This window comes from Rhodococcus (subgen. Prescottella) equi (assembly GCF_003013675.1).
Taxonomy (GTDB): Bacteria; Actinomycetota; Actinomycetes; order Mycobacteriales; family Mycobacteriaceae; genus Prescottella; species Prescottella equi.
This window is the reverse complement of sequence record NZ_CP027793.1, coordinates 5,059,037-5,077,400: the sequence shown is the minus strand read 5'-3', so window position 1 is coordinate 5,077,400 and position 18,364 is coordinate 5,059,037. Positions and strand designations below refer to the sequence as shown.

Genomic DNA, 18,364 nt, shown 5'->3' with positions numbered 1-18,364 from the left:
CTCAGTCCACGGCCGCGGCAGGGCGGACGCGGGCCGGAGCAACGGACGCGGTCTCCTCGAGCGGGCGTCCGGCGGTCTCCGGAGCCCACGCGTAGCAGGCGGCGAATCCGGCCAGCGTGATGAGCGCGCCGAAGCCCATGGTGGTGCCGATACCGAAGTTGTCGATGCTGATGGGCAGCAGGTAGGTGCCGGTCGCGGCGCCGATCCGGCTGATCCCCACGGACACACCCACGGCAGTGGCGCGGATCTCGGTGGGGAACAGCTCGTTCGGGTAGATCCACTCGAGAATGCTGGGGCCACCGGACGCGAAGGCATACGCGCAGAAGGCCACGACCACCAGCCACACGGGTGCGTCCGGGACGAGCCACAGGAAGATCAGCGGGAACGCCATGACCGCGAACGGGATGATCGACATCTTGCGGCGGCCGATCGTCTCGACCCAGCGCAATGCCGGGATGGAACCGATCGCGAACAGCAGGATGATGACGGTCTCGACGATCAAACCGGCCGAGCCGTCGCTCGACACCGCGAAGCCCGCCAGGATGACCGGGAGGAAGGTCAGCATCGCGTACTGCGGCGTGATCTGTGCGAAGTACAGGGCACCGCACATGAGGGTGCGCTTGAGATAGCCCCCGCGCACGATCGCCTTGAACGACTGAAGCATCGTCATCCCGGAGTCGGCAGGTGCTTCGTCGGTGAGGTCGAGCTTCTTGCCGTAGACGTCGAGGATCACCTGCTCGGCCTCGGCGACGCGACCCTTGCCGAGGAGCCACCGGGGCGACTCCGGGATGCCGCGGCGGGCGAGCACGACGACGACGCCCAGGATCGCGGACGTCGCCAGCATCCAGCGCCAGTGATCGTGACCGCCACTGACGCCGACGAACACCGCGCCGACGATGTAGGCGAAGCCGGCGCCGAGCGACCACGACAGACCGGTCACGCCGATCATGAAGCCCCGCTTCTTCGTCGGGGTGAATTCGGTGAGCAGCGACGTCGCGATGGGATAGTCCGCACCGATCGCGAGTCCGATCACGAACCGGAGCACGATCAGTTGCCACGCCTCCTGGACGAACGCGCTGAGGGCGCAACCGATCACCAGGACCGTGAGGTCGAGGGCGTACATCTTCTCGCGGCCGATGCGGTCGGTGAGTGCGCCGAAGAGCGTCGCGCCGAAGAAGATGCCGATCAACGACGCGGCACCGATGAGTCCGACCTCGGCACTCGACGGCATCAGGTCGGCCTTGATGCCGACCAGCGCCACGCCGATGATGCTGAGCACGAACCCGTCCAGGAACGGGCCGCCGCAGCAGGCGATCAACAACTTTCGGTGGAAGCGCGACGTCGGCGCCTCGTCCATGACGTCAAAAGATTTCATCGTGAGTGTCCTCGAAGTGTCGCAGCCGCGGCCAGGAGATGGACCGGAGCGGAACTGATTGCTCGAAACACTAGGAGAACCCTCGGCCGGTGTGAACTGTACGACAGGACGTAACTCGTGGGTGATTCTATCCAGCAGTACAACCCCCTGGACTCGAAGACAGCGTGCTGGGGCCTGATTCGAGCCTTGTTGCTCGTGGTGCGAAATACCGCCGGACCGGGTGTACGCGAGTACGAGCGCGGGGGTCAATTGCAGACTTCAGTACGAGTGATCGCGGTGGGTCGGTGTGGAACAGTCGAGGCGCCAGATCGAAGCATCAGCACGTTCCAGAGAGGTCTCCCATGTCGACCGCGATCGAGTTTCCGACGTTGTTCAGCCCCCTCCGACTCGGTGGGACGACGCTGAAGAACCGGATCTTCTCGTCGGGTCACGACACCGTCATGGTGCACGACGGCGAGGTCACCGACCAGCTCGTCGCATACCACCGCGCGCGGGCGGAGGGCGGCGCCGGAATGATCATCATGCAGGTCGCCGGCATTCACGAGACCGCGCGCTACACCTCGCACGTCCTGATGATCACCGACGACAGCTGCATTCCCGGCTACCGGAGAGTGGCCGAGGCAGTGCACGAGCACGACTGCAAATTGATCTCGCAGATTTTCCATCCGGGACGCGAAATCATGGAATCCGGCGACGGTGCGCTACCCGTCGCGCTCGCACCTTCCGCGGTGCCGAACGAGCGCTTCCACGTCATGCCGCAGGCCGTTGGCATCGAACTTCTGCAGGAGATCATCGCCGGCTACGCCGAGGGCGCGGTACGGCTGCAGACCGCGGGCCTCGACGGTGTGGAGATCGTCGCGAGTCACGGCTACCTCCCCGCGCAGTTCCTCAATCCGAATCTCAATGTGCGCGAGGACCGCTACGGCGGGAGCCTCGAGAATCGGATGCGCATGCTGCGCGAGACGGCCCGGGCCGTGCGCCAGGCAGTCGGACCCGACTTCGTGGTGGGCGTACGCCTTTCGGCCGACGAGAACACCTACGACGCCACCGGTGAGAGCGACACCATCGCGCTGTGCAAGGCGCTCGACGCGGACGGCTACGTCGACTACCTGAACGTCACCGAGGGCACGTCCGCGAGCACGGGCGGGTCCACGCACATCGTGCCACCCATGCACTACGAGGCGATGTACACCGCACCGTCCGCCGCGAAGATCAAAAAGCAGGTGTCGGTGCCGGTTCTGGTCGCCGGACGCATCAACCAGCCGCACGAGGCGGAGATCGTGCTGGCGTCCGGACAGGCCGACGCCTGCGCGATGACGCGGGCGCTCATCTGTGATCCCGAGATGCCGGACAAGGCGCAGTCGCAACGCACCGAGGAGATCCGGGCGTGTATCGCGTGCAACCAGGCATGCATCGGCCACTTCCACATGGGGTACCCGATCTCGTGCATCCAGCGTCCCGAGACGGGCCGTGAAATTCAGTTCGGCCGTACTGTTCCCGCTGCCGCGGCGAAGAGCGTGATGGTCGTGGGCGGCGGGCCGGCGGGCATGAAAGCGGCCGCGATTGCCGCGCAGCGTGGGCACCACGTCACGATCTACGAGGCGGCCGGCCGCGTCGGCGGTCAGGTGTTGTTGGCCGAGAGGTTGCCGCACCGAGCGGAGTTCGGCGGCGCGGTCACGAACCTGCAGTCGGAGATCGAACGCTACGGGGTGGAGGTGCACACCCGAGTGCATGTCGACGCCGCGCTGGTCCGCGAGGTGAACCCGGATGTCGTGATCGTCGCTACGGGCGCCACCCCGTACCGTCCGCCACTCGAGCTCGACGACGCCCTGCCGGTGTTCGAGTCATGGGACGTCATCAAGTCGAACGCCGCCGAGCTTCCGAAGGGACGAATCGTGGTGGCCGACTGGCGCTGCGACTGGATCGGTCTGGGGGTCGCGGAGATGATCGCCCGCAGCGGAGGCCGCAAGGTGACGCTCGCCGTGGACGGCTACGCACCCGGCGAAACCATCCAGCAGTACACCCGCAACGCCATGCTGGCTGCGGTGTACGAGGCGGGCGTGGAGATCGTCACCAACGCGCGACTCTACGGCGCCGACGACGACACCGTGTACCTCCAGAACACCCTCACTTCGCAGCCCGTGATCGCGGAAGACGTTGCAGCGCTGGTGCTGTGCCTCGGCCACAAGCAGGAGGACGGGCTGTTTCACGAGCTGACAGCGCAGTTGAGTGGAACCGGGACCGAGGTGTACGCGATCGGAGACTGCCAGGCGCCGCGCACCGTCGAGGAGGCGACTCTCGAAGGATTGCGGGTCGCCAGCAGAATCTGATGCTCGAGCCCACCGTGTCATGCGGCGTGTGGTCCCGCCCGGTTGTGGGCGGGGACGGGTTTCCTGTAGGGGTCGACGGTGCTCGGTGGGGTGAACCACGGGTGCCGGTCGTCGCCGATTCTCACGTCCCAGTGGGAATTATGCAGTAGATGGTGGTGGAAGCGGCAGAGCATCACGAGATTGTCGAGGTCGGTGGGGCCGCCGTCGGCCCAATGTTCGATGTGGTGGCCTTCGCAGTGGGCGGGTGGTGTGCCGCAACCGGGGAAGGCGCAGCCGTGGTCGCGGGCGATCAACGCCCGACGCTGTTTCTTCGACACGGTCCTGCTGCTGCGGCCCAGATTCAGGGGCACGCCATCGTCCATGACGATGGGAGTGAGGTGACAGTCGCACGCGATCCGCCGCGCGGTCGCGATCGACAGTGGCCCGGTGTGGGGCATGCGTGCGATGTCTTTGTCGCCGAACAGGTCCGACCCTTCGTTCGGATGCGTCCACTCGTGAGCCGACTCGCTGCGGGCGAGATCGGCGGCGTTCACATGGAGTGACAGGTGTGGCCGCTCCCCGCCCTCGATCGGGGCGTCGCCGGAGTCGAGGTGGCGGCGCAGAATCTCGGCGAAGGCATCGGCTCGCTGCCGTGCCGGGGTGAGTTTCTCGGCCGGGTCGTCGATCGGATTCCTGGGTTTGGTCAGCGCGGACAGTGCGGTCAGGAGCATTTCGCCGGTGACGGCGTCGAGGTCACCTTTGACGGAGACGCGGCCGTTGAGGGTTTTGGAGGCGTGGAATTCGTTGCGTTCGGTGTCTTCGCTGGGTGGGAGTTCGTCGGATTCGAAGATCCGCTCGAGCCGGGAGATGCAGGTGCGGACGGTCGTGGTGGTTGCGGCGGGACCGGACGCGGCGTCCAGCAACACTTTCCGGCACGAACCAAGCGCTTCGTTCGGCATGCCGCGTGGCGGGGTTTCGCAGAACTTCCCGATCAACGCCGCGTGCTCGGCGGAAATATCGCCGGAGTTGAAGGCGTCGGCGATCTCGGGCTGCCGGCTCAGCATCCGGCCCAACGCGAGGATCCGTGCTGCGGCCGGTACCTCCAGCAATGTGTTCGCGGCCAGCCACTGCTTGACGCTGCGGAATCCGAGGGTGTCGAACGAGACCGCACGCGCATCGACTTCGGCGGCCATCGCTACCCGCAACGCTTGGAGCCGTTCGATCTCACGGCAAACGTCGGCCATGCCCTGCACAAGAACCGCTTCGGCGAGCGATCCCACGTCGCCAGGCCGCAGCGAAGCGGCTGCGATGCCCGAATTGTTGAGTCCCCCCGGATTCATGACACGAGCTTAGTTCGAACTTACGTTCGAGTCAATGGATGCTGAGGCCGGTCGGGAGCGGCTGCGAGTAAGGCAGTTACCGCCAGTTCGTGGACCCGGGAGCAGCACTGTGCCCCGGACAAGTTCGTCCGGGGCACAGAGATGGAGCCGTAGCGATTACGCCGGAGTCGGTACCCCGCCGCCGGAACCGCTGACCTGGAAACCGGAAGAGCCGGCCGAGAATCCCAGGTTCAGGATCAAGGTGAAAAAGTCGCCCACGCTGGAGAACATTTGGAACTCCTTCTCTGTCGGTCGAACAGAAACGGTTGGTACGTGATGAACGTTATCAACCGATTGTGAGGTCTGCATGGCAGCAGTTTCCGGGCGCCGAAAGGCCGTCCCCGACGCCCCTCGCGCCGCGGGTGTTCCGGTCCGCCGCTAGTTGTTCGGCGACGTACGTAGAGTGCGCGACGGGGGAGTGGGTTCCGCGGAGGGGGCGTATGAGAATGATGAGGCTGATCGGTGTGCTCGGGACGCTGGCGCTGGCGACCGGCTGTGGTGCCGACCGGGCGACGCTCCCGTCGAACCCCTCTTTCGTCTCCACGCCGGCCGACCGAACCGGACGAATCGACGTCGGATCCGTCGCCCCGCCGCGGTCCACGCTCGAACTCGTGCCGGACGGCGGTGTCCTCTCGACGATCGGTCCTGCCTCTACTGCGTCGGTGAGAGATGTACGAATCGAATCTGATGTGGAGGCGGGTGCGGATCGAGTTGTGTACTCCTTCACCGGGTCCGGAGTGCCGTTCTGGAAGGTCGGCTACGTTGCCGAGGCTGTGCCGCACCGTGGTGGTTCGCCGCTGACGATTCCTGGGCGATCGCTGGTGCAGGTGGACATGATGGACACCGCGCCACCGGCCCGTCATCTCTCTGCCGCTGCAGCACCACTGGCGGGTCCGGAAGGTTCCCGCGTGGCCCAGCTCTACTTGCTCCCCGACATTCGGGAGACCGGGGGAATCACTCAGTCCTTCATCGGTTTCCGGGACGATCCAGCGCTGTTCGATGTGACCGTGCTCGACGCCCCGCCGCGGTTGGTCATCGAGTTCCGCTAGCCCGACTATTGGTTCCCACCGCGACTGATCCGCAGTGCGATGAGCGCCATCCAGAAGGTCGAGATGTCGGCGGAGCTCTTGGTGCTGCGGCCGGTGATCGTTTCGATTCGCTTGAGCCGGTAGGCGAGTGTCTGCCGATGGATCATCAGTTTCTCGGCGGTGGCCGTCCAACTTCGGTCGAGGGTCAGGAAGGTGTCCAGGGTTTCGACCAGCTGGGACTGGTTGGCGGTGTCGTGGTCCATCAGATCGCCCAGGACGGCACGCGCGGCGAAGGTCGCCTCGCTGAGGGTGCGGGGAAGGAACAGTGGTGACGCCGTGGAGTATTCGGCGACGGCACTGCCGTCGGCGCGTGCGGCCTGCAACGCCCAGCGGGCCTGTCGGACGCTGTCCGGGAGGCGCTGAATCGTGGAGGTGGGGGCCGAGACACCGAGATGCGGGATTCGGCCGGACAGTAGGTCCAGCGCGCCGCTCATGTCGTCGGCCGTGGTCATGAGGTAGCCCTCCTCTCCCACGATGCATGTCAGATTCGGCAAGGCGCTGTCTCCCAGATAGATTCGCGCCGCGCGCAGATGCGGTGAATCGAACGCGATCACAACCCACTCGCGGTCGGCGAGGCCGCTCTGTTCGAGCCGGGGTTGCGCGGCGTCGGAGCCGAGCGATCCGTCGACGATCTGCTCGAACAGCAGTGCGCCGGATGCGTCGTCGCGTTCGCGGTCGCGGGTCGCGCGTTCGACCTCGATTCCGATGAGGCTCTGGGCGTGCAGCAGGCCGAACGCGTCCATGTCGATATCGGATGGGCCGTCCACGACGAGCATGCACTTGCGGTGGGTCGAGAGCGCGAAGGCTGTCGCGACCAGTTCGTCGCCTACCGTCACGGCCTGGCGAGCGGGCAGCCGGTCGAGCTTGCCGCCGACCCGTCGGCGGAGCGCTCGGACGGTCTCGGCGGGCATGCGTCCCCGGCGGCCGAGAACTTCGGTGCCGAATTCGACGTCGACAACGTGCAGGGGGTGCCCCAGTTCCGTGGACAGCCGGTCCAGCAGCGAAGAGTCAGCGAGCGTGGCGGACCTCGCCACCTCGTACAGCCGACTCAGCCGCGCGATACGGCTGATCTGTTCGCTCTGGGTGGCGACGCCGACCGTCCGCCCGATGGCCGAGAACGGCGTGGAATGCGAGACGCTCAGGATCGGCAGGTCCAGCGCGTTCGCCTCGTCGAGCATCCCGTCCGTCAGCGGTGGGGCTTTCAGGTCGTCGCCGATCGCCATGCCGGCGATGCCCGCTTTGTGGAGCCGGCGGATCATCTCGATCTGGAGTGCTTCGTCGGAGGGAATGCACATGCCGGTGGTCATCAGCAGTTCGTCGGTGGCCACCCAGTTCCACGGGTCGTCGAGCTCGCAGGAATGCGCCCACACGACCGGTCGGTCCAGGCCGCCCGATCCGGCGATCGTCCGACAACCCAACTGGCGCATGGCGACGAGGTCGCCCACGGTCAACTCGGACATTGTGTTTCCTGCCGACGTTCGGGAATGAGGACTGCACTATACGAGGGTATGTCGATTGCAAGGAAGTCCGTACGACAGTACGTCGCTGTTGCAGATCGGTGTGTGACAGCCTCGACGAAGGTAGCGCCTCGCCCCTTTCCCTTGCGGTAGTGGCGATTTCGTCCACAGATCAGGTCGCTGCCGGGTATCGAGAGGAGAGTCGGATGTCGCAGGAAACCAAGGTGATCGAGGTCCGGGAGGCGCCGTTCACGTGGGCGAAGACCGCGGAGTACAGCCAGGTCGTCAGGGTCGGCGACTTCGTCTACACGGCGGGCATCGGTGGCTTCGATGATGCCGGCAGCCTGGTGGCAGGCGGTTTCGTCGAGCAGGCCCGGCAGACGTTCCGGAACATCGAACTCGCCCTGCGTTCGCACGGGGTGGGTCTCGAGTCGATCGTGAAGATGTCGGTTCACGTCCCGAACATCGAAGACTACGACCTGTTCAAGCAGGTGCGTCCCGAGTTTCTGCAGGCTCCGTGGCCCGCTTCCATCGCCATCTCCTCGGGATTGCTCGTCGAGGGCATGCTCATCGAAATGGACGCCGTCGCGGTAGTCGACGGCAAGCGCGTCTTCGTCGGCTGACGTCCCGAACGCTGAGCCCATCCGTGAGGCCGCCCGATCACCGTCTCGCTTGCGGCTACATTCGAGGGCATGAGCGCACAGCCGGTCGCCCGTCGTCGACGCCTCGCCATGTGGATCGCATCCGTGGCCGCGGTGCTGGTGTTGGTGGCGGGCGCCGTGCTGTGGTGGGCGCCGCCGCGTTACCTGCCGTGGGACACGGCGTCGTTTCCCGACGTCGACACGTCCGCGCTGACGCCCACCCAGGCGAAGGTCGTCGGTCTTCTGGAGAACGAGCACCGCGAGCAGCGGCCCGGCACGTTCTACTCGGAGGGCGTCAAGGAGCCGTGGTGCGCCAACTTCGTCAGCTGGGTGATGCGCGAGGCCGGCGAACCGTTCTCGAACCCCAACTCGGGGTCGTGGCGCATTCCCGGTGTGTATACGTTGCAGGAGTACTACGAATCCCAGGGGCGCTTCGAGCCGATCGGTAACGGCTACCGTCCCAAGACCGGGGATACGGTGCTGTACGACAACGAGTTCCGCATCGGTCAGCACACCAACTTCGTGGTCGCGGTGGACGGCGACACCGCGACCACGGTCGGCGGCAACGAACTCGGCAAGATCCGGGTGCACGATCTCGACTGGCTGTCGGACGGCGCCGTCGTCGGGTTCGGCCGGCTCGATTCCTGACGGCTCACCGGGATCGGAGCGACGGCGCAAGCTGTCAGAACGCCCATCGCAGCGCCGCGGCGATCTCCTCGTCGCTCGCATCCGCGAATCGCGCGGTCTCTGCACGGCGGACGTCGACGATGGTCGCGGACAGCTCGGTCCCGAACGCCTCGGTGAGCATCGTGTCCGCCTCGAAGGCGTCGGTGGCCGCGGCGAGAGAACTCGGCAGGCGGTCGATTCCGCGACGGCTGCGTTCCTCGTCGGTGAGCGAAGCCGGGTCGACGTCCACCAGGTCGGGCAGGGCGACGCCCTCGCGGATTCCGGCCATCCCGGCGAACAGCAGACCGGCCATGCACAGGTACGGGTTCGCGGACAGATCCAGCACCTTCACCTCGAGATTCGAGGCGCGGTCCTCCTCGCCGCCGCTGCCGGTGACCAATCGCAGTGCGGCCTCGCGGTTCTCGTGGCCACACGCCCGGAACGGCGCAGCCCACTGCCCGGGCACCAGGCGAAGGTAGCTCGCCGCCGACGGTGCCCCCACCGCGAGCAGACCGGGTAGGTGTTCGAGGATGCCGGCGGCGAAGGCCTCGGCCGTCGCGGTCAGCCCGCACGGGCCGTCGCCGCCGCTGTGCAGATTTCGTCGGTCCCACCACAGCGACAGATGCACGTGTCCGCCGTTGCCAACCCCGCCGGCAACCACTTTGGGGGAGAACGACACCCGCATTGCGTGCCGGGCCGTCACCGCTCGGATCGTCTCGCGCACCAGCACCGACGTGTCGGCCGCAGCGAGTGGGTCCTCCGCGGCCACCGACAACTCGAACTGCCCTGACGCGTACTCCGGATGGATCTGCTCCACCCGCACACCCTGCTTCCGCAGTGCGCTCGCCAGGTCGGTCAGGTAGTCGGACTTCTCGACCAGCCGCGTGAATCCGTACGCGGGACCCCGGGTGGCGGGGGCGAAGTCGTCGGCGTCCGCCGCGACGATCCACTCGATCTCGAACGCCGCCTGCGCCGTCAGACCCTCGTCGTCGAGTTGCGCGACCGCCCGGCGCAGTGTCCCGCGCGCATCCTGGGGGTGCACCTCGCCGTCCTGCGTGTACCGGTCCACGGGCGCCCACGCCCACCCCGGCACCGCGGCGAGGACGGTGATCCGGTCGAGGTCGGGCATCAACCGCAGGTCGCCGACCGGTCCGCCGGCGTAGCGGCCGGGGACGATCGTGTCGTCCGGGGCGAACGCGTCGAAGACCGGGGAGGCGCCCACGCCCCACGCGGCGGCCCGCTCCAAACGGTCGATCGGGACGGCCTTGGTGCGCACCACGCCGCTGTTGTCGACCCACGGCAACGCGACGAGCACCACCCCGGCGTGGGCGAGTTCGCCGGTGAGCCGCGCCGCGGCGAGGGCCCGACGCTCACGTTCGAGCCGATCCATCGCAACTCCCTCGCAGCGGGGCCGGTCGGCGGCAGAATGGCAGCGTGACGTTCTCACCGGACGATACGCCCCCGGCCCCCGACGGTGACTCGTTTGCGGAGATGGTCGACGCCCTCCCGCTCGTCGATCATCACTGCCACGGCGTGCTGCGTCGCCCCCTCGACCGGGCCGGGTTCGAGTCGTTCCTCACCGAGGCGGCGGCACCCGGACGGTGGCACGGGAGCTTGTTCGATACGCAGGCCGGCACCGCGGTCCGCAGTCTGTGCGCGCCGGTGCTGGACCTCGACAGGCACGCCGGATCCGACGAGTACCTCGACCGGCGGACCGAACTCGGCGTCGACGAGGTGACCCGACGGCTGCTCGACGCGGCCGGGATCTCCGAGTTCCTCGTCGACACAGGGTTTCTCCCGGACCGGCTGACGGCGCCGGACGAGCTGGCAGATTTCACCGGCGGTGTCGCGCACGAGGTGGTCCGCCTCGAGTCGGTGGCCGAGGACGTCATCGCCGGGCACAACGCCGACGCGTTCGCGCCGACGTGTCGAGCGCGGTTGGCCGACGCGTCCCGCACCGCCGTCGCGTTCAAAACCGTTGCGGCCTATCGGGTGGGCCTGGATCTGGCGGCGGATCGCCCGTCCGACGCCGCGGTCTTCACGGCCGCTGCGCGCTGGGCGGCGGACGTCGCCGCGGGGCGCCCGGTTCGGCTGCACGACGAAACCCTCGTCCGGTTCCTGTTCTGGACCGCCGTCGATCTGGGTCTGCCGATCCAGTTCCACGTCGGTTACGGCGACGCCGACACAGATCTACACCGCGCGGACCCGCTGCTGCTGATGCCGCTGCTGCGGGCTACTGCGGGCCGGGACGTGCCGATCATGTTGCTGCACAACTACCCCTTCCACCGCAACGCGGGCTATCTCGCGCAGGTGTTCGACCACGTCTTCGTCGACGTCGGGCTCGCCGTGCAGAACGTCGGTGGTGGCGGCGCGGCCCGCATCCTCGCCGAACTGCTCGAGCTCGCTCCGTTCGGGTCGGTGCTCTTCTCCACGGACGGGTGTGGGCTGCCCGAGCTGTTCCACGTGGCCGCGGTGCGGTTCCGTCGCGCACTCGCAGCGGTGCTCGACGCCGAAGTGGCCCGGCGGGACTGGTCGCGTGCGGATGCCCGGCGCGTCGCACGGATGATCGCCGCTGACAACGCGCGCCGCGCCTACCGGCTCGGATCCAACACCCCACCGACCGATTAGTCCGAAACGCCAGGAACCGAGGGGCTGTGATCCGGGTCTCTCGCATGGCATAGTTTCGGCCCACACCAACACGCCACACGGCGTGCATCGAGCGAGGAGCCGTCAATGCTGAGTACGATGAATGATTTACCTCTTTCCATCGCGCAGCTTTTGCGGCACGGAAGCACCGTCCACTCGGACGCCGAGGTGGTGACCTGGACCGAGGCCGGCGCGCGGCGTCGGACGTACGCGGAGGTCGGGCGGCGCTGTGCACAGCTGGCGCACGCCCTCCGTGGCCTCGGCGTCGACGGTGACGACCGGGTCGCGACGTTCATGTGGAACAACGCCGAGCACCTCGAGGCCTACCTCGCGGTGCCGTCGATGGGGGCGGTGCTCCACACGCTCAACATCCGACTGTTCCCGGAGCAGTTGGTCCACGTGGCGAACCACGCCGAGGACCGCGTGATCATCGTCGACGCCACGCTCGTCCCGTTGCTCGCGCCCCAGTTGCCGCAGCTCAAGACCGTCGAGCACGTGATCGTGACGGGAGAGTCGACGGCCGGGTTGGAGGCGCCGGAGGGCGTCCAGGTGCACACCTACGAGGACCTGATCGCCGGCGAGTCGACCGAGTACGACTGGCCCGAGCTCGACGAACGATCTGCAGCGGCAATGTGTTACACCTCGGGGACCACCGGTGACCCGAAGGGTGTCGTGTACTCGCACCGCTCGATCTACCTGCATTCGATGCAGGTCTGCATGAGTGACGGGCCGAACCTGGCGCAGGGCGACCGCGCGCTCGCGGTGGTGCCGCAGTTCCACGCGATGTCGTGGGGGCTGCCCTACGCGGCGTTCATGATCGGCGCGTCGTTGATCATGCCGGACCGGTTCCTGCAGCCCGGCCCGCTCGCGGAGCTCATCGCGGCGGAGCGGCCGACGTTCGCGGCCGCGGTGCCGACGATCTGGCAGGGCCTGCACCTGCACCTCGAACACCATCCGCAGGACATCTCGTCGATGCGTGAGGTGCTCATCGGCGGGGCCGCGGTGCCGCCGTCGCTGATGCACGCGTTCGAGAACGACCACCAGGTGTCGGTGCTGCACGCGTGGGGCATGACCGAGACGTCGCCGGTCGGTTCGGTCGCGCGTCCGCCCGCCGAGGCCACGGGGGAGGAGCGATGGAAGTACCGCTACACGCAGGGCCGGTTCCCGGCATCCGTGGAGGCCCGCCTGATCGACGACGACGGCAACCGGGTTCCGCACGACGGCACCAGCATCGGTGAACTCGAGGTCCGCGGGCCGTGGATCACCGCGTCGTACTACGGCGTCGAGGCGCCGGACAAGTTCCGGGACGGCTGGCTGCGCACCGGTGACGTCGGCTCGATCACGCCCGACGGGTACCTCACGCTGTCGGACCGGACGAAGGACATCATCAAGTCCGGTGGGGAGTGGATCTCCTCGGTCGACCTCGAGAACGCGGTGATGGGGCACCCGGCCGTGGCCGAGGCCGCGGTGATCGGCATCCCCGACGAGAAGTGGGACGAGCGCCCGCTGGTGGCGGTGGTGCTGCGCGAGGGCAGCGGCGCCACGTTGGACGAGTTGCGGGACTTTTTGGCCGACAAGGTCGCCAAGTGGCAGCTGCCGGAGAACTGGGCGCAGATCCAAGAGGTCCCCAAGACCAGCGTCGGCAAGTTCGACAAGAAGCGCCTACGCGCCGATTTCCACGACGGAAGCCTCGACATCACCCGGTTGTGAGCCGCCGGGCCTGTCACGCCGGTTCGGGCGCGTGGCAGGCCCCGGGAGGCTCACGCCCGTTCGAGGTCGGTGTCGTTCGCGGGCTCGGCGGTCCCGGACCACTTCGGGGCGGGCGGCGCCCACGTCGTCATCGCGGTCCGAACGCCGTCGAGGTCGGTGGCGACGAGCAGCGCCTCCCGCTGGTACGCGGCCACGAACCCGGCGTCGACGAGGTGGTCGAGGAGCGCGACGAGGGGCTGCCAGAAACCGCCCGCGTCGAGCAGGAACACCGGCTTGTCGTGCAGCCCGAGCTGCTGCCAGGTCCAGATCTCGAAAAACTCGTCGAGCGTTCCGGCGCCGCCCGGCAGCACCACGAAGGCGTCTGCGAGTTCGGCCATCCGCTGCTTGCGGACGTGCATCGATTCGACGACCTCGAGGGTCGACAGGCCCGGATGTGCGATCTCCTTGTCCGCGAGATGCCGGGGAATCACCCCCACGGTCTCGCCGCCGCCTGCGACCACCGCGTCGGCCACGGCGCCCATGAGTCCGACGCGGCCGCCGCCGTACACCAGGCCGATTCCGGCCGCGGCCAGGTCGCGGCCGAACTGCGTCGCCGTCTGCAGATGGGCGGGATCGTGCCCGGTGGCCGACCCCATGAAGACGGTGATCCTCATTCCACTCCTTAATGCAACGCAACGTTGCGTTGCATCCTATCGCGTGGCAGCATGCGCGCATGCCGGTTCCCAGTGCCGAGCCGCGTCGCGGCGGCCCACGCAAGCGTGACCTCGTGCTTCGGGCGGTCGTCGACGAGCTGGCCGTGACGCCGTACGCGCAGCTGACCGTCGAGCGCATCGCCGAGGCGAGCGGTGTGCACAAGACCACGCTGTACCGCTGGTGGTCGGGCAAGCCGGAACTCGTCGCCGACGCACTCGCGACACTGATGGACACCGGGCCGGTTCCTGACACCGGCAGTACGCGGGACGACCTCGTGCAGTGGCTGACCGGGACCGTGCGCAATTACGCGGGCTCACCCCTCGGCGTCGCGATGCCCGCCCTCATCAGTGACCTGGCCCGGACGCCCGAGGGGCTCGCCGCCTTCCGGGGCGCATTCCTCGCCGAGCGCCGCACCAATTGCGTGGAGGTCATCGACCGGGGGGTGGCGCGGGGAGATCTGCCGGCCGATCTCGACGTCGACCTGTTCATGGACACGCTCGCGGGCGCGGTCTTCTACCGCCAGGTGGTCAGCGGTGGCCTGGTCGACGCCGACCTCGCCGAGCGCGTGGTCGACCTGCTCCTACCGGCGGCGAGTGGCGCCCGCGAGTAGCGCAGACGTCATGAGAACGGCTGCAGCGCAGATGAATGCCGCCCGGAACCCGTCGCCGAGCATCGGTGCCACGACGAGCGGTCCGAGGATCTGGCCGAGGCCGTAGATCGCGGTGAGCGCGGCCGCGGCTCGGGGGATGCCCAGTCCCAGAGCCGAATCCATGGCCAGCAACGTGATTCCCATGAATGTTCCGCCGAACAGGACGGCGGCCACCACGGCGGCTATCGGTCCGTCGACCAGTGCGGGCAGCAGCGCCGACACCGACTGCAGCAGGAGTGCCACGGCCAGCAGGGATTCGGCCGACCAGCGGCGGAGGGCTTTCGCCCACAGCAGCGGTGACGGCACGGCGGCGAGCCCGACCACCACCCACGCGGCGGGGCCGGTCCACGCTTCGCCGCCCGCCGATACCGCCGCGACGAGGAAGGTGCCGAGGATGATGTAGCCCAGTCCCTCCAGGAAGTACGACGCGCCGAGTGTCCACCACCGTGCGGACGGCGCCGTGCGGGGCGGAGGTCTGCCGTGGGTCGGGGAAGGCGGTGGGTATCCCGGGGGCAGGCTCCACGCGATCGCGGCATACCCGACCGTGGACGCCGCGGCGACGACCCACAGCGCAGTCCACGACAGCATCGGCCCGAGCACGGCGACGAGCGCCCCGGAGGTCGCGATGCCGATCCCGACGCCGGTGAAGGTGATCCCGGCCGAGGGGTGTCCCACCACGGCCGTGGCGCAGTAGACGAAGATCGCGGCGCTGGCCACGCCCGCGACCACGCGCGCGGCCAGCCACACGCGTACGTCCGTCCCGACGGTCATCGCGAGTTCGCTCGCGACGAGGGCGAGGATCGAGGCGCGGAAGACGGTCACCGAGCGCGTGCCGGCCGGGAACACCGCGAGGGCGATCGCACCCAGGAAGTAGCCGAGGTAGTTGGCGGTCGCGACCAGTGCCGTGTCCGAGTGCGAGACCCCGGTCTGCTCCTGCATCAGCGGCAGCAGCGGGGTGTACACGAACCTGCCGACCCCCATGGCGGCGGCGAGTCCGGCCGCCGCGCGCACCACCGTCAGGCGTGTGCGGCGGGCCGGGACCTCCAGGTCGGTTCCTGCCGGCGCGCTCACGTCGTCCCCCTTCGTCGCCTCGACGTTATGCGGGAGGGCGGCCGGACGGAAATGCCGCCTCGTTTGGATCTATGCTCAGCAGTTATGAATGTCGAGTTGCGGCATCTGAGGGCGCTGGTCGCGGTGATCGACGCCGGGACCTTCACCGGCGCTGCCGAGCGACTGAGCATCACCCAACCCGCGCTGACGCGGACGATCCAGCAGCTCGAGGCGACGCTGGGCACCCGGCTGTTGGAGCGGACGTCCCGCTCGATGGAGCCCACCGACGACGGGCGAGCCTTCGCGGAGCGGGTGCGGCACGTGCTCGGCGATCTGGATGCTGCCGTCGCATCGGTGCAGGCCAACCGGACGGTGCGGCTGGGGTTCAGCTGGCTGCTGCCCGATCCGTGGGCGCACGACACGATCGCCGCGTGCGAACAGCGCTCGGGTGCGCGCGTGCTGCTGCAACGGTGCGACGACCCGGTGACGGCACTGCGGGACGGTGTCGTGGACGCCGCGGTGATGCGCGGTGAGGTTTCCGGCGCAGCCCTCGCCGTGCATCACCTGTTCTCGGAGCCCCGGGTCGCCGCGGTCAGTGCCCGCTCACCCCTCGCGGAGCGGGACACCGTGACGTGGGAGGAGCTGGGGACGCATCCGCTGGTGGTCAACACCCTGACCGGGACGACCCGCGCCGAATCGTGGGCCGCGCCAGACCCGAACCGGGAGATCGTGACCTGCACCAACTTCGACGAGTGGCTGGAGCTGGTCGCGGCCGACCGCGGTGTCGGGGCGGTGCCGGTGGCGGCGCGCCGCCGCGTCCACCACCACAACGTCCGCTTCGTCGATATCGAGGGGGCCGCGCCGACCGCGGTGAGCCTCGTTTACATCGCGAGTCGCGTGACTCCGCTGATGCGGGTGCTGCGGGACTGCGCGCTGACCGAGGCCCGCCGCCTCCGGCGCTGAGACCGTCTACGACGCGCTGCCGAACCCGAACGGTGACGGTGTCACGTCGAACTGCACTGTGGTGGTTGCCGTTTCGCCCGACGGCGGTGCGAAGGTGGCAACTGCCGTGTAGCGGCCCGCCTCGTGGACCCGAACGACCTGGGTGGCGCCGCCCAAGGTCAGCGGAACGGTGAAGCTGGTCGTGTCGCCGTCGGGTTCCGTGAGGGCGAGGGTGACGGGGGTGGTGGCGTCGGCGCCCGACGGGACGGGGCCGACGACCACCGCCAGGGTCGTGATCGTGCTGCTGAAGACGGTGCCGATCGGAGGAACGACGGTCACGGTGTACGTCGTGGCAGCGGAAGCGGTGGGCGCGAATGCCAGGCAGGCGGCACCAGCGAACGCGGCGAGGGTGGCGGAACTGCGCGGGAGGCTCATGCGAATCCCTTCGTGTCGACAGCGATGAACATGCGACCCCGCCACGCTAGCTGCCCGGACCGGCAACGCATTTCACCCGCACAGGGTGAAATCCGAACTCAGAAACCCCAACCGAGCACCGCGGGCCGCTCCGCCCGGAACGCCAGATCGAACTGCGTCAGTTCGCGGTCCGACATCGCCCGCACGCGCCCGGCTGCCGCGAAGGGGCGGGCGTGGTGGCCACCGAGATACAGGCTGCCCAGGACCTCGAGATCGAGCGAGATCGTGGGTGACGCATCGGTGCGTCGGCACTGTGCGTGCCCGTCCCGCACCGTCAACGCGTACGTTCCGCCGGCATCCAGATACGGGTCGCGGACCTCGACGACGGTGTCGAGATCGAGGGCGTACGTGCGTGCCTCCAGTGCGGCCGGCACGTCCATGATGCGCAGCCACAGGTCGTCGACGACGCGGGTGGTGCGCACCAGCCGAGGGTCGGTGAGCATGTGCCGGAGCGAATCGTCGGGGTGCGTGCTCGCCTCGACACGGACCATCAGGTCCAGCCCGCACAGGGCTCGCCACAGCGCGGCGTGGGCGTCGTCGGTCACCGCGATCAACTCCTCGACGACAGCGGTGCGGGCGTCGCCGTCGCCGCGGCGTCGGAACATCGCATACCCGTCGGGGTGCAGCAGGAAGAAGAGCCCGGTACCGCCGCCGCGGCCCGACTCCGGATCGGTGAACGTGAACTCCCAGTGCGGTTCCGGTCGTGCCTGTGCGCCGGGTGTGATGCGGCGCCAGCGGTCGTAGATTTCCGGCAGGTGGCGCGCGGCGGTGGTCGCGTCCACCACCTGGACGCCACCCGGGTCGGGCGCGTCGTCACGGAACCGGGCGAACCGGCGATCGAGTGTCACGTCGGAGACGACGGTGGCGGGGCCGTACCCGAACCGGCCGTAGATACCGCTCTCGCTCGCGGTCAGGGCGGACAGCGGCACGCCGGTGGCCGCGATCTCCCGATGCAGGTGGGTGAACATTGCACGGAGGACGCCGCGCCGCCGATGTGTCGGCGCCACCGACACCCAGGAGACGCCACGGGTGGCCGCCCGGTGCCCGCCGGGGACCGTGAGTTCGAGCGGCAGGTGGAGCGCGACTCCGACCGGGTTGCCGTCGTCGGTCGCCACGACGATGTCGTCGATCCGGTTCAGCGCTCTGCCGAGGGTCCGGTCCGGCTCCGCCGGGTGATAGCCGAACCCGACGGCGTCGAGCAGTTCGATCGCCGGCCAGTCACTCTCGGTGGCGGCGCGGACCCGGATACCTTCTGCAGACGTCATGATTGCCGATGTTGGCAGGA

16 protein-coding genes are annotated in these 18,364 nt (G+C 68.4%); 8 read left to right on the top strand and 8 right to left on the bottom strand.

All coding sequences use genetic code 11. The annotated features are described in order from the left end of the window. Nucleotide 1 precedes the first annotated feature (1 nt). Nucleotides 2-1,375, bottom strand: a complete 1,374-nt coding sequence (locus tag C7H75_RS23545) for an MFS transporter (protein WP_041674474.1) — start codon at nucleotides 1,373-1,375, stop codon at nucleotides 2-4. A 341-nt stretch (nucleotides 1,376-1,716) separates the two neighbouring features. Between C7H75_RS23545 and C7H75_RS23540 the strand changes: the two genes are divergently transcribed. Beyond that, nucleotides 1,717-3,705 carry an oxidoreductase gene (locus tag C7H75_RS23540; protein ID WP_106851914.1) on the top strand — a complete coding sequence of 663 codons (1,989 nt, stop codon included), beginning with the start codon at nucleotides 1,717-1,719 and terminating at the stop codon, nucleotides 3,703-3,705. A 17-nt stretch (nucleotides 3,706-3,722) separates the two neighbouring features. Here C7H75_RS23540 and C7H75_RS23535 read toward each other — a convergent pair whose 3' ends face one another. Then, nucleotides 3,723-5,024: an HNH endonuclease signature motif containing protein gene (locus C7H75_RS23535; protein ID WP_106851913.1), complete on the bottom strand. Its 1,302-nt coding sequence runs from the start codon at nucleotides 5,022-5,024 to the stop codon at nucleotides 3,723-3,725. Between the two features lie 479 nt (nucleotides 5,025-5,503). Here C7H75_RS23535 and C7H75_RS23530 point away from each other — a divergent pair, with 479 nt between their 5' ends. After that, nucleotides 5,504-6,112 carry an AMIN-like domain-containing (lipo)protein gene (locus tag C7H75_RS23530; RefSeq protein WP_139809541.1) on the top strand — a complete coding sequence of 203 codons (609 nt, stop codon included), beginning with the start codon at nucleotides 5,504-5,506 and terminating at the stop codon, nucleotides 6,110-6,112. 5 nt (nucleotides 6,113-6,117) lie between these two features. Here the strand turns inward: C7H75_RS23530 and C7H75_RS23525 are convergent, their stop codons facing one another. Further along, complete coding sequence (locus tag C7H75_RS23525; RefSeq protein ID WP_106851912.1) at nucleotides 6,118-7,611, bottom strand: PucR family transcriptional regulator; 1,494 nt, start codon at nucleotides 7,609-7,611, stop codon at nucleotides 6,118-6,120. Nucleotides 7,612-7,814: 203 nt separating this feature from the next. Here C7H75_RS23525 and C7H75_RS23520 point away from each other — a divergent pair, with 203 nt between their 5' ends. Both C7H75_RS23520 and C7H75_RS23515 read left to right on the top strand, forming a co-directional pair. Further along, complete coding sequence (locus tag C7H75_RS23520) at nucleotides 7,815-8,231, top strand: RidA family protein (RefSeq protein WP_064059454.1); 417 nt, start codon at nucleotides 7,815-7,817, stop codon at nucleotides 8,229-8,231. Between the two features lie 69 nt (nucleotides 8,232-8,300). Next, a complete protein-coding gene (locus C7H75_RS23515; protein WP_013417582.1) occupies nucleotides 8,301-8,897 on the top strand; it encodes a CHAP domain-containing protein in 597 nt (198 codons plus the stop codon). Between the two features lie 34 nt (nucleotides 8,898-8,931). On the opposite strand, the gene C7H75_RS23510 is transcribed toward C7H75_RS23515, so the two are convergent. Beyond that, nucleotides 8,932-10,305: a type I glutamate--ammonia ligase gene (locus C7H75_RS23510; RefSeq protein WP_106851911.1), complete on the bottom strand. Its 1,374-nt coding sequence runs from the start codon at nucleotides 10,303-10,305 to the stop codon at nucleotides 8,932-8,934. A 44-nt stretch (nucleotides 10,306-10,349) separates the two neighbouring features. Here C7H75_RS23510 and C7H75_RS23505 point away from each other — a divergent pair, with 44 nt between their 5' ends. Further along, complete coding sequence (locus C7H75_RS23505) at nucleotides 10,350-11,543, top strand: amidohydrolase family protein (RefSeq protein ID WP_013417580.1); 1,194 nt, start codon at nucleotides 10,350-10,352, stop codon at nucleotides 11,541-11,543. 105 nt (nucleotides 11,544-11,648) lie between these two features. Then, nucleotides 11,649-13,271 (top strand): long-chain fatty acid--CoA ligase, encoded by a 1,623-nt coding sequence (locus C7H75_RS23500; protein ID WP_084986134.1) that lies wholly within the window; start codon nucleotides 11,649-11,651, stop codon nucleotides 13,269-13,271. Nucleotides 13,272-13,321: 50 nt separating this feature from the next. On the opposite strand, the gene C7H75_RS23495 is transcribed toward C7H75_RS23500, so the two are convergent. After that, nucleotides 13,322-13,924, bottom strand: coding sequence for an LOG family protein (locus C7H75_RS23495; RefSeq protein WP_106851910.1), 603 nt, complete (start codon nucleotides 13,922-13,924; stop codon nucleotides 13,322-13,324). Nucleotides 13,925-13,983: 59 nt separating this feature from the next. On the opposite strand from C7H75_RS23495, the gene C7H75_RS23490 reads away from it, so the two are divergent. Continuing rightward, entirely contained in the window at nucleotides 13,984-14,574 is a 591-nt protein-coding gene (locus tag C7H75_RS23490) for a TetR/AcrR family transcriptional regulator (RefSeq protein ID WP_106851909.1), read from the top strand. Here the strand turns inward: C7H75_RS23490 and C7H75_RS23485 are convergent. Then, nucleotides 14,545-15,684 (bottom strand): YbfB/YjiJ family MFS transporter, encoded by a 1,140-nt coding sequence (locus C7H75_RS23485; RefSeq protein WP_233281822.1) that lies wholly within the window; start codon nucleotides 15,682-15,684, stop codon nucleotides 14,545-14,547. The genes C7H75_RS23490 and C7H75_RS23485 overlap by 30 nt on opposite strands. 84 nt (nucleotides 15,685-15,768) lie before the next feature. Between C7H75_RS23485 and C7H75_RS23480 the strand changes: the two genes are divergently transcribed. Next, on the top strand, nucleotides 15,769-16,626 hold the full coding sequence (locus C7H75_RS23480; protein ID WP_005516841.1) for a LysR family transcriptional regulator: 858 nt from the start codon (nucleotides 15,769-15,771) through the stop codon (nucleotides 16,624-16,626). A 6-nt stretch (nucleotides 16,627-16,632) separates the two neighbouring features. On the opposite strand, the gene C7H75_RS23475 is transcribed toward C7H75_RS23480, so the two are convergent. Both C7H75_RS23475 and C7H75_RS23470 read right to left on the bottom strand, forming a co-directional pair. Continuing rightward, nucleotides 16,633-17,040 carry a hypothetical protein gene (locus C7H75_RS23475; RefSeq protein ID WP_064076363.1) on the bottom strand — a complete coding sequence of 136 codons (408 nt, stop codon included), beginning with the start codon at nucleotides 17,038-17,040 and terminating at the stop codon, nucleotides 16,633-16,635. Between the two features lie 98 nt (nucleotides 17,041-17,138). Next, nucleotides 17,139-18,344, bottom strand: coding sequence for an enhanced intracellular survival protein Eis (locus C7H75_RS23470; protein ID WP_106851908.1), 1,206 nt, complete (start codon nucleotides 18,342-18,344; stop codon nucleotides 17,139-17,141). Between the last annotated feature and the right edge of the window lie 20 nt (nucleotides 18,345-18,364).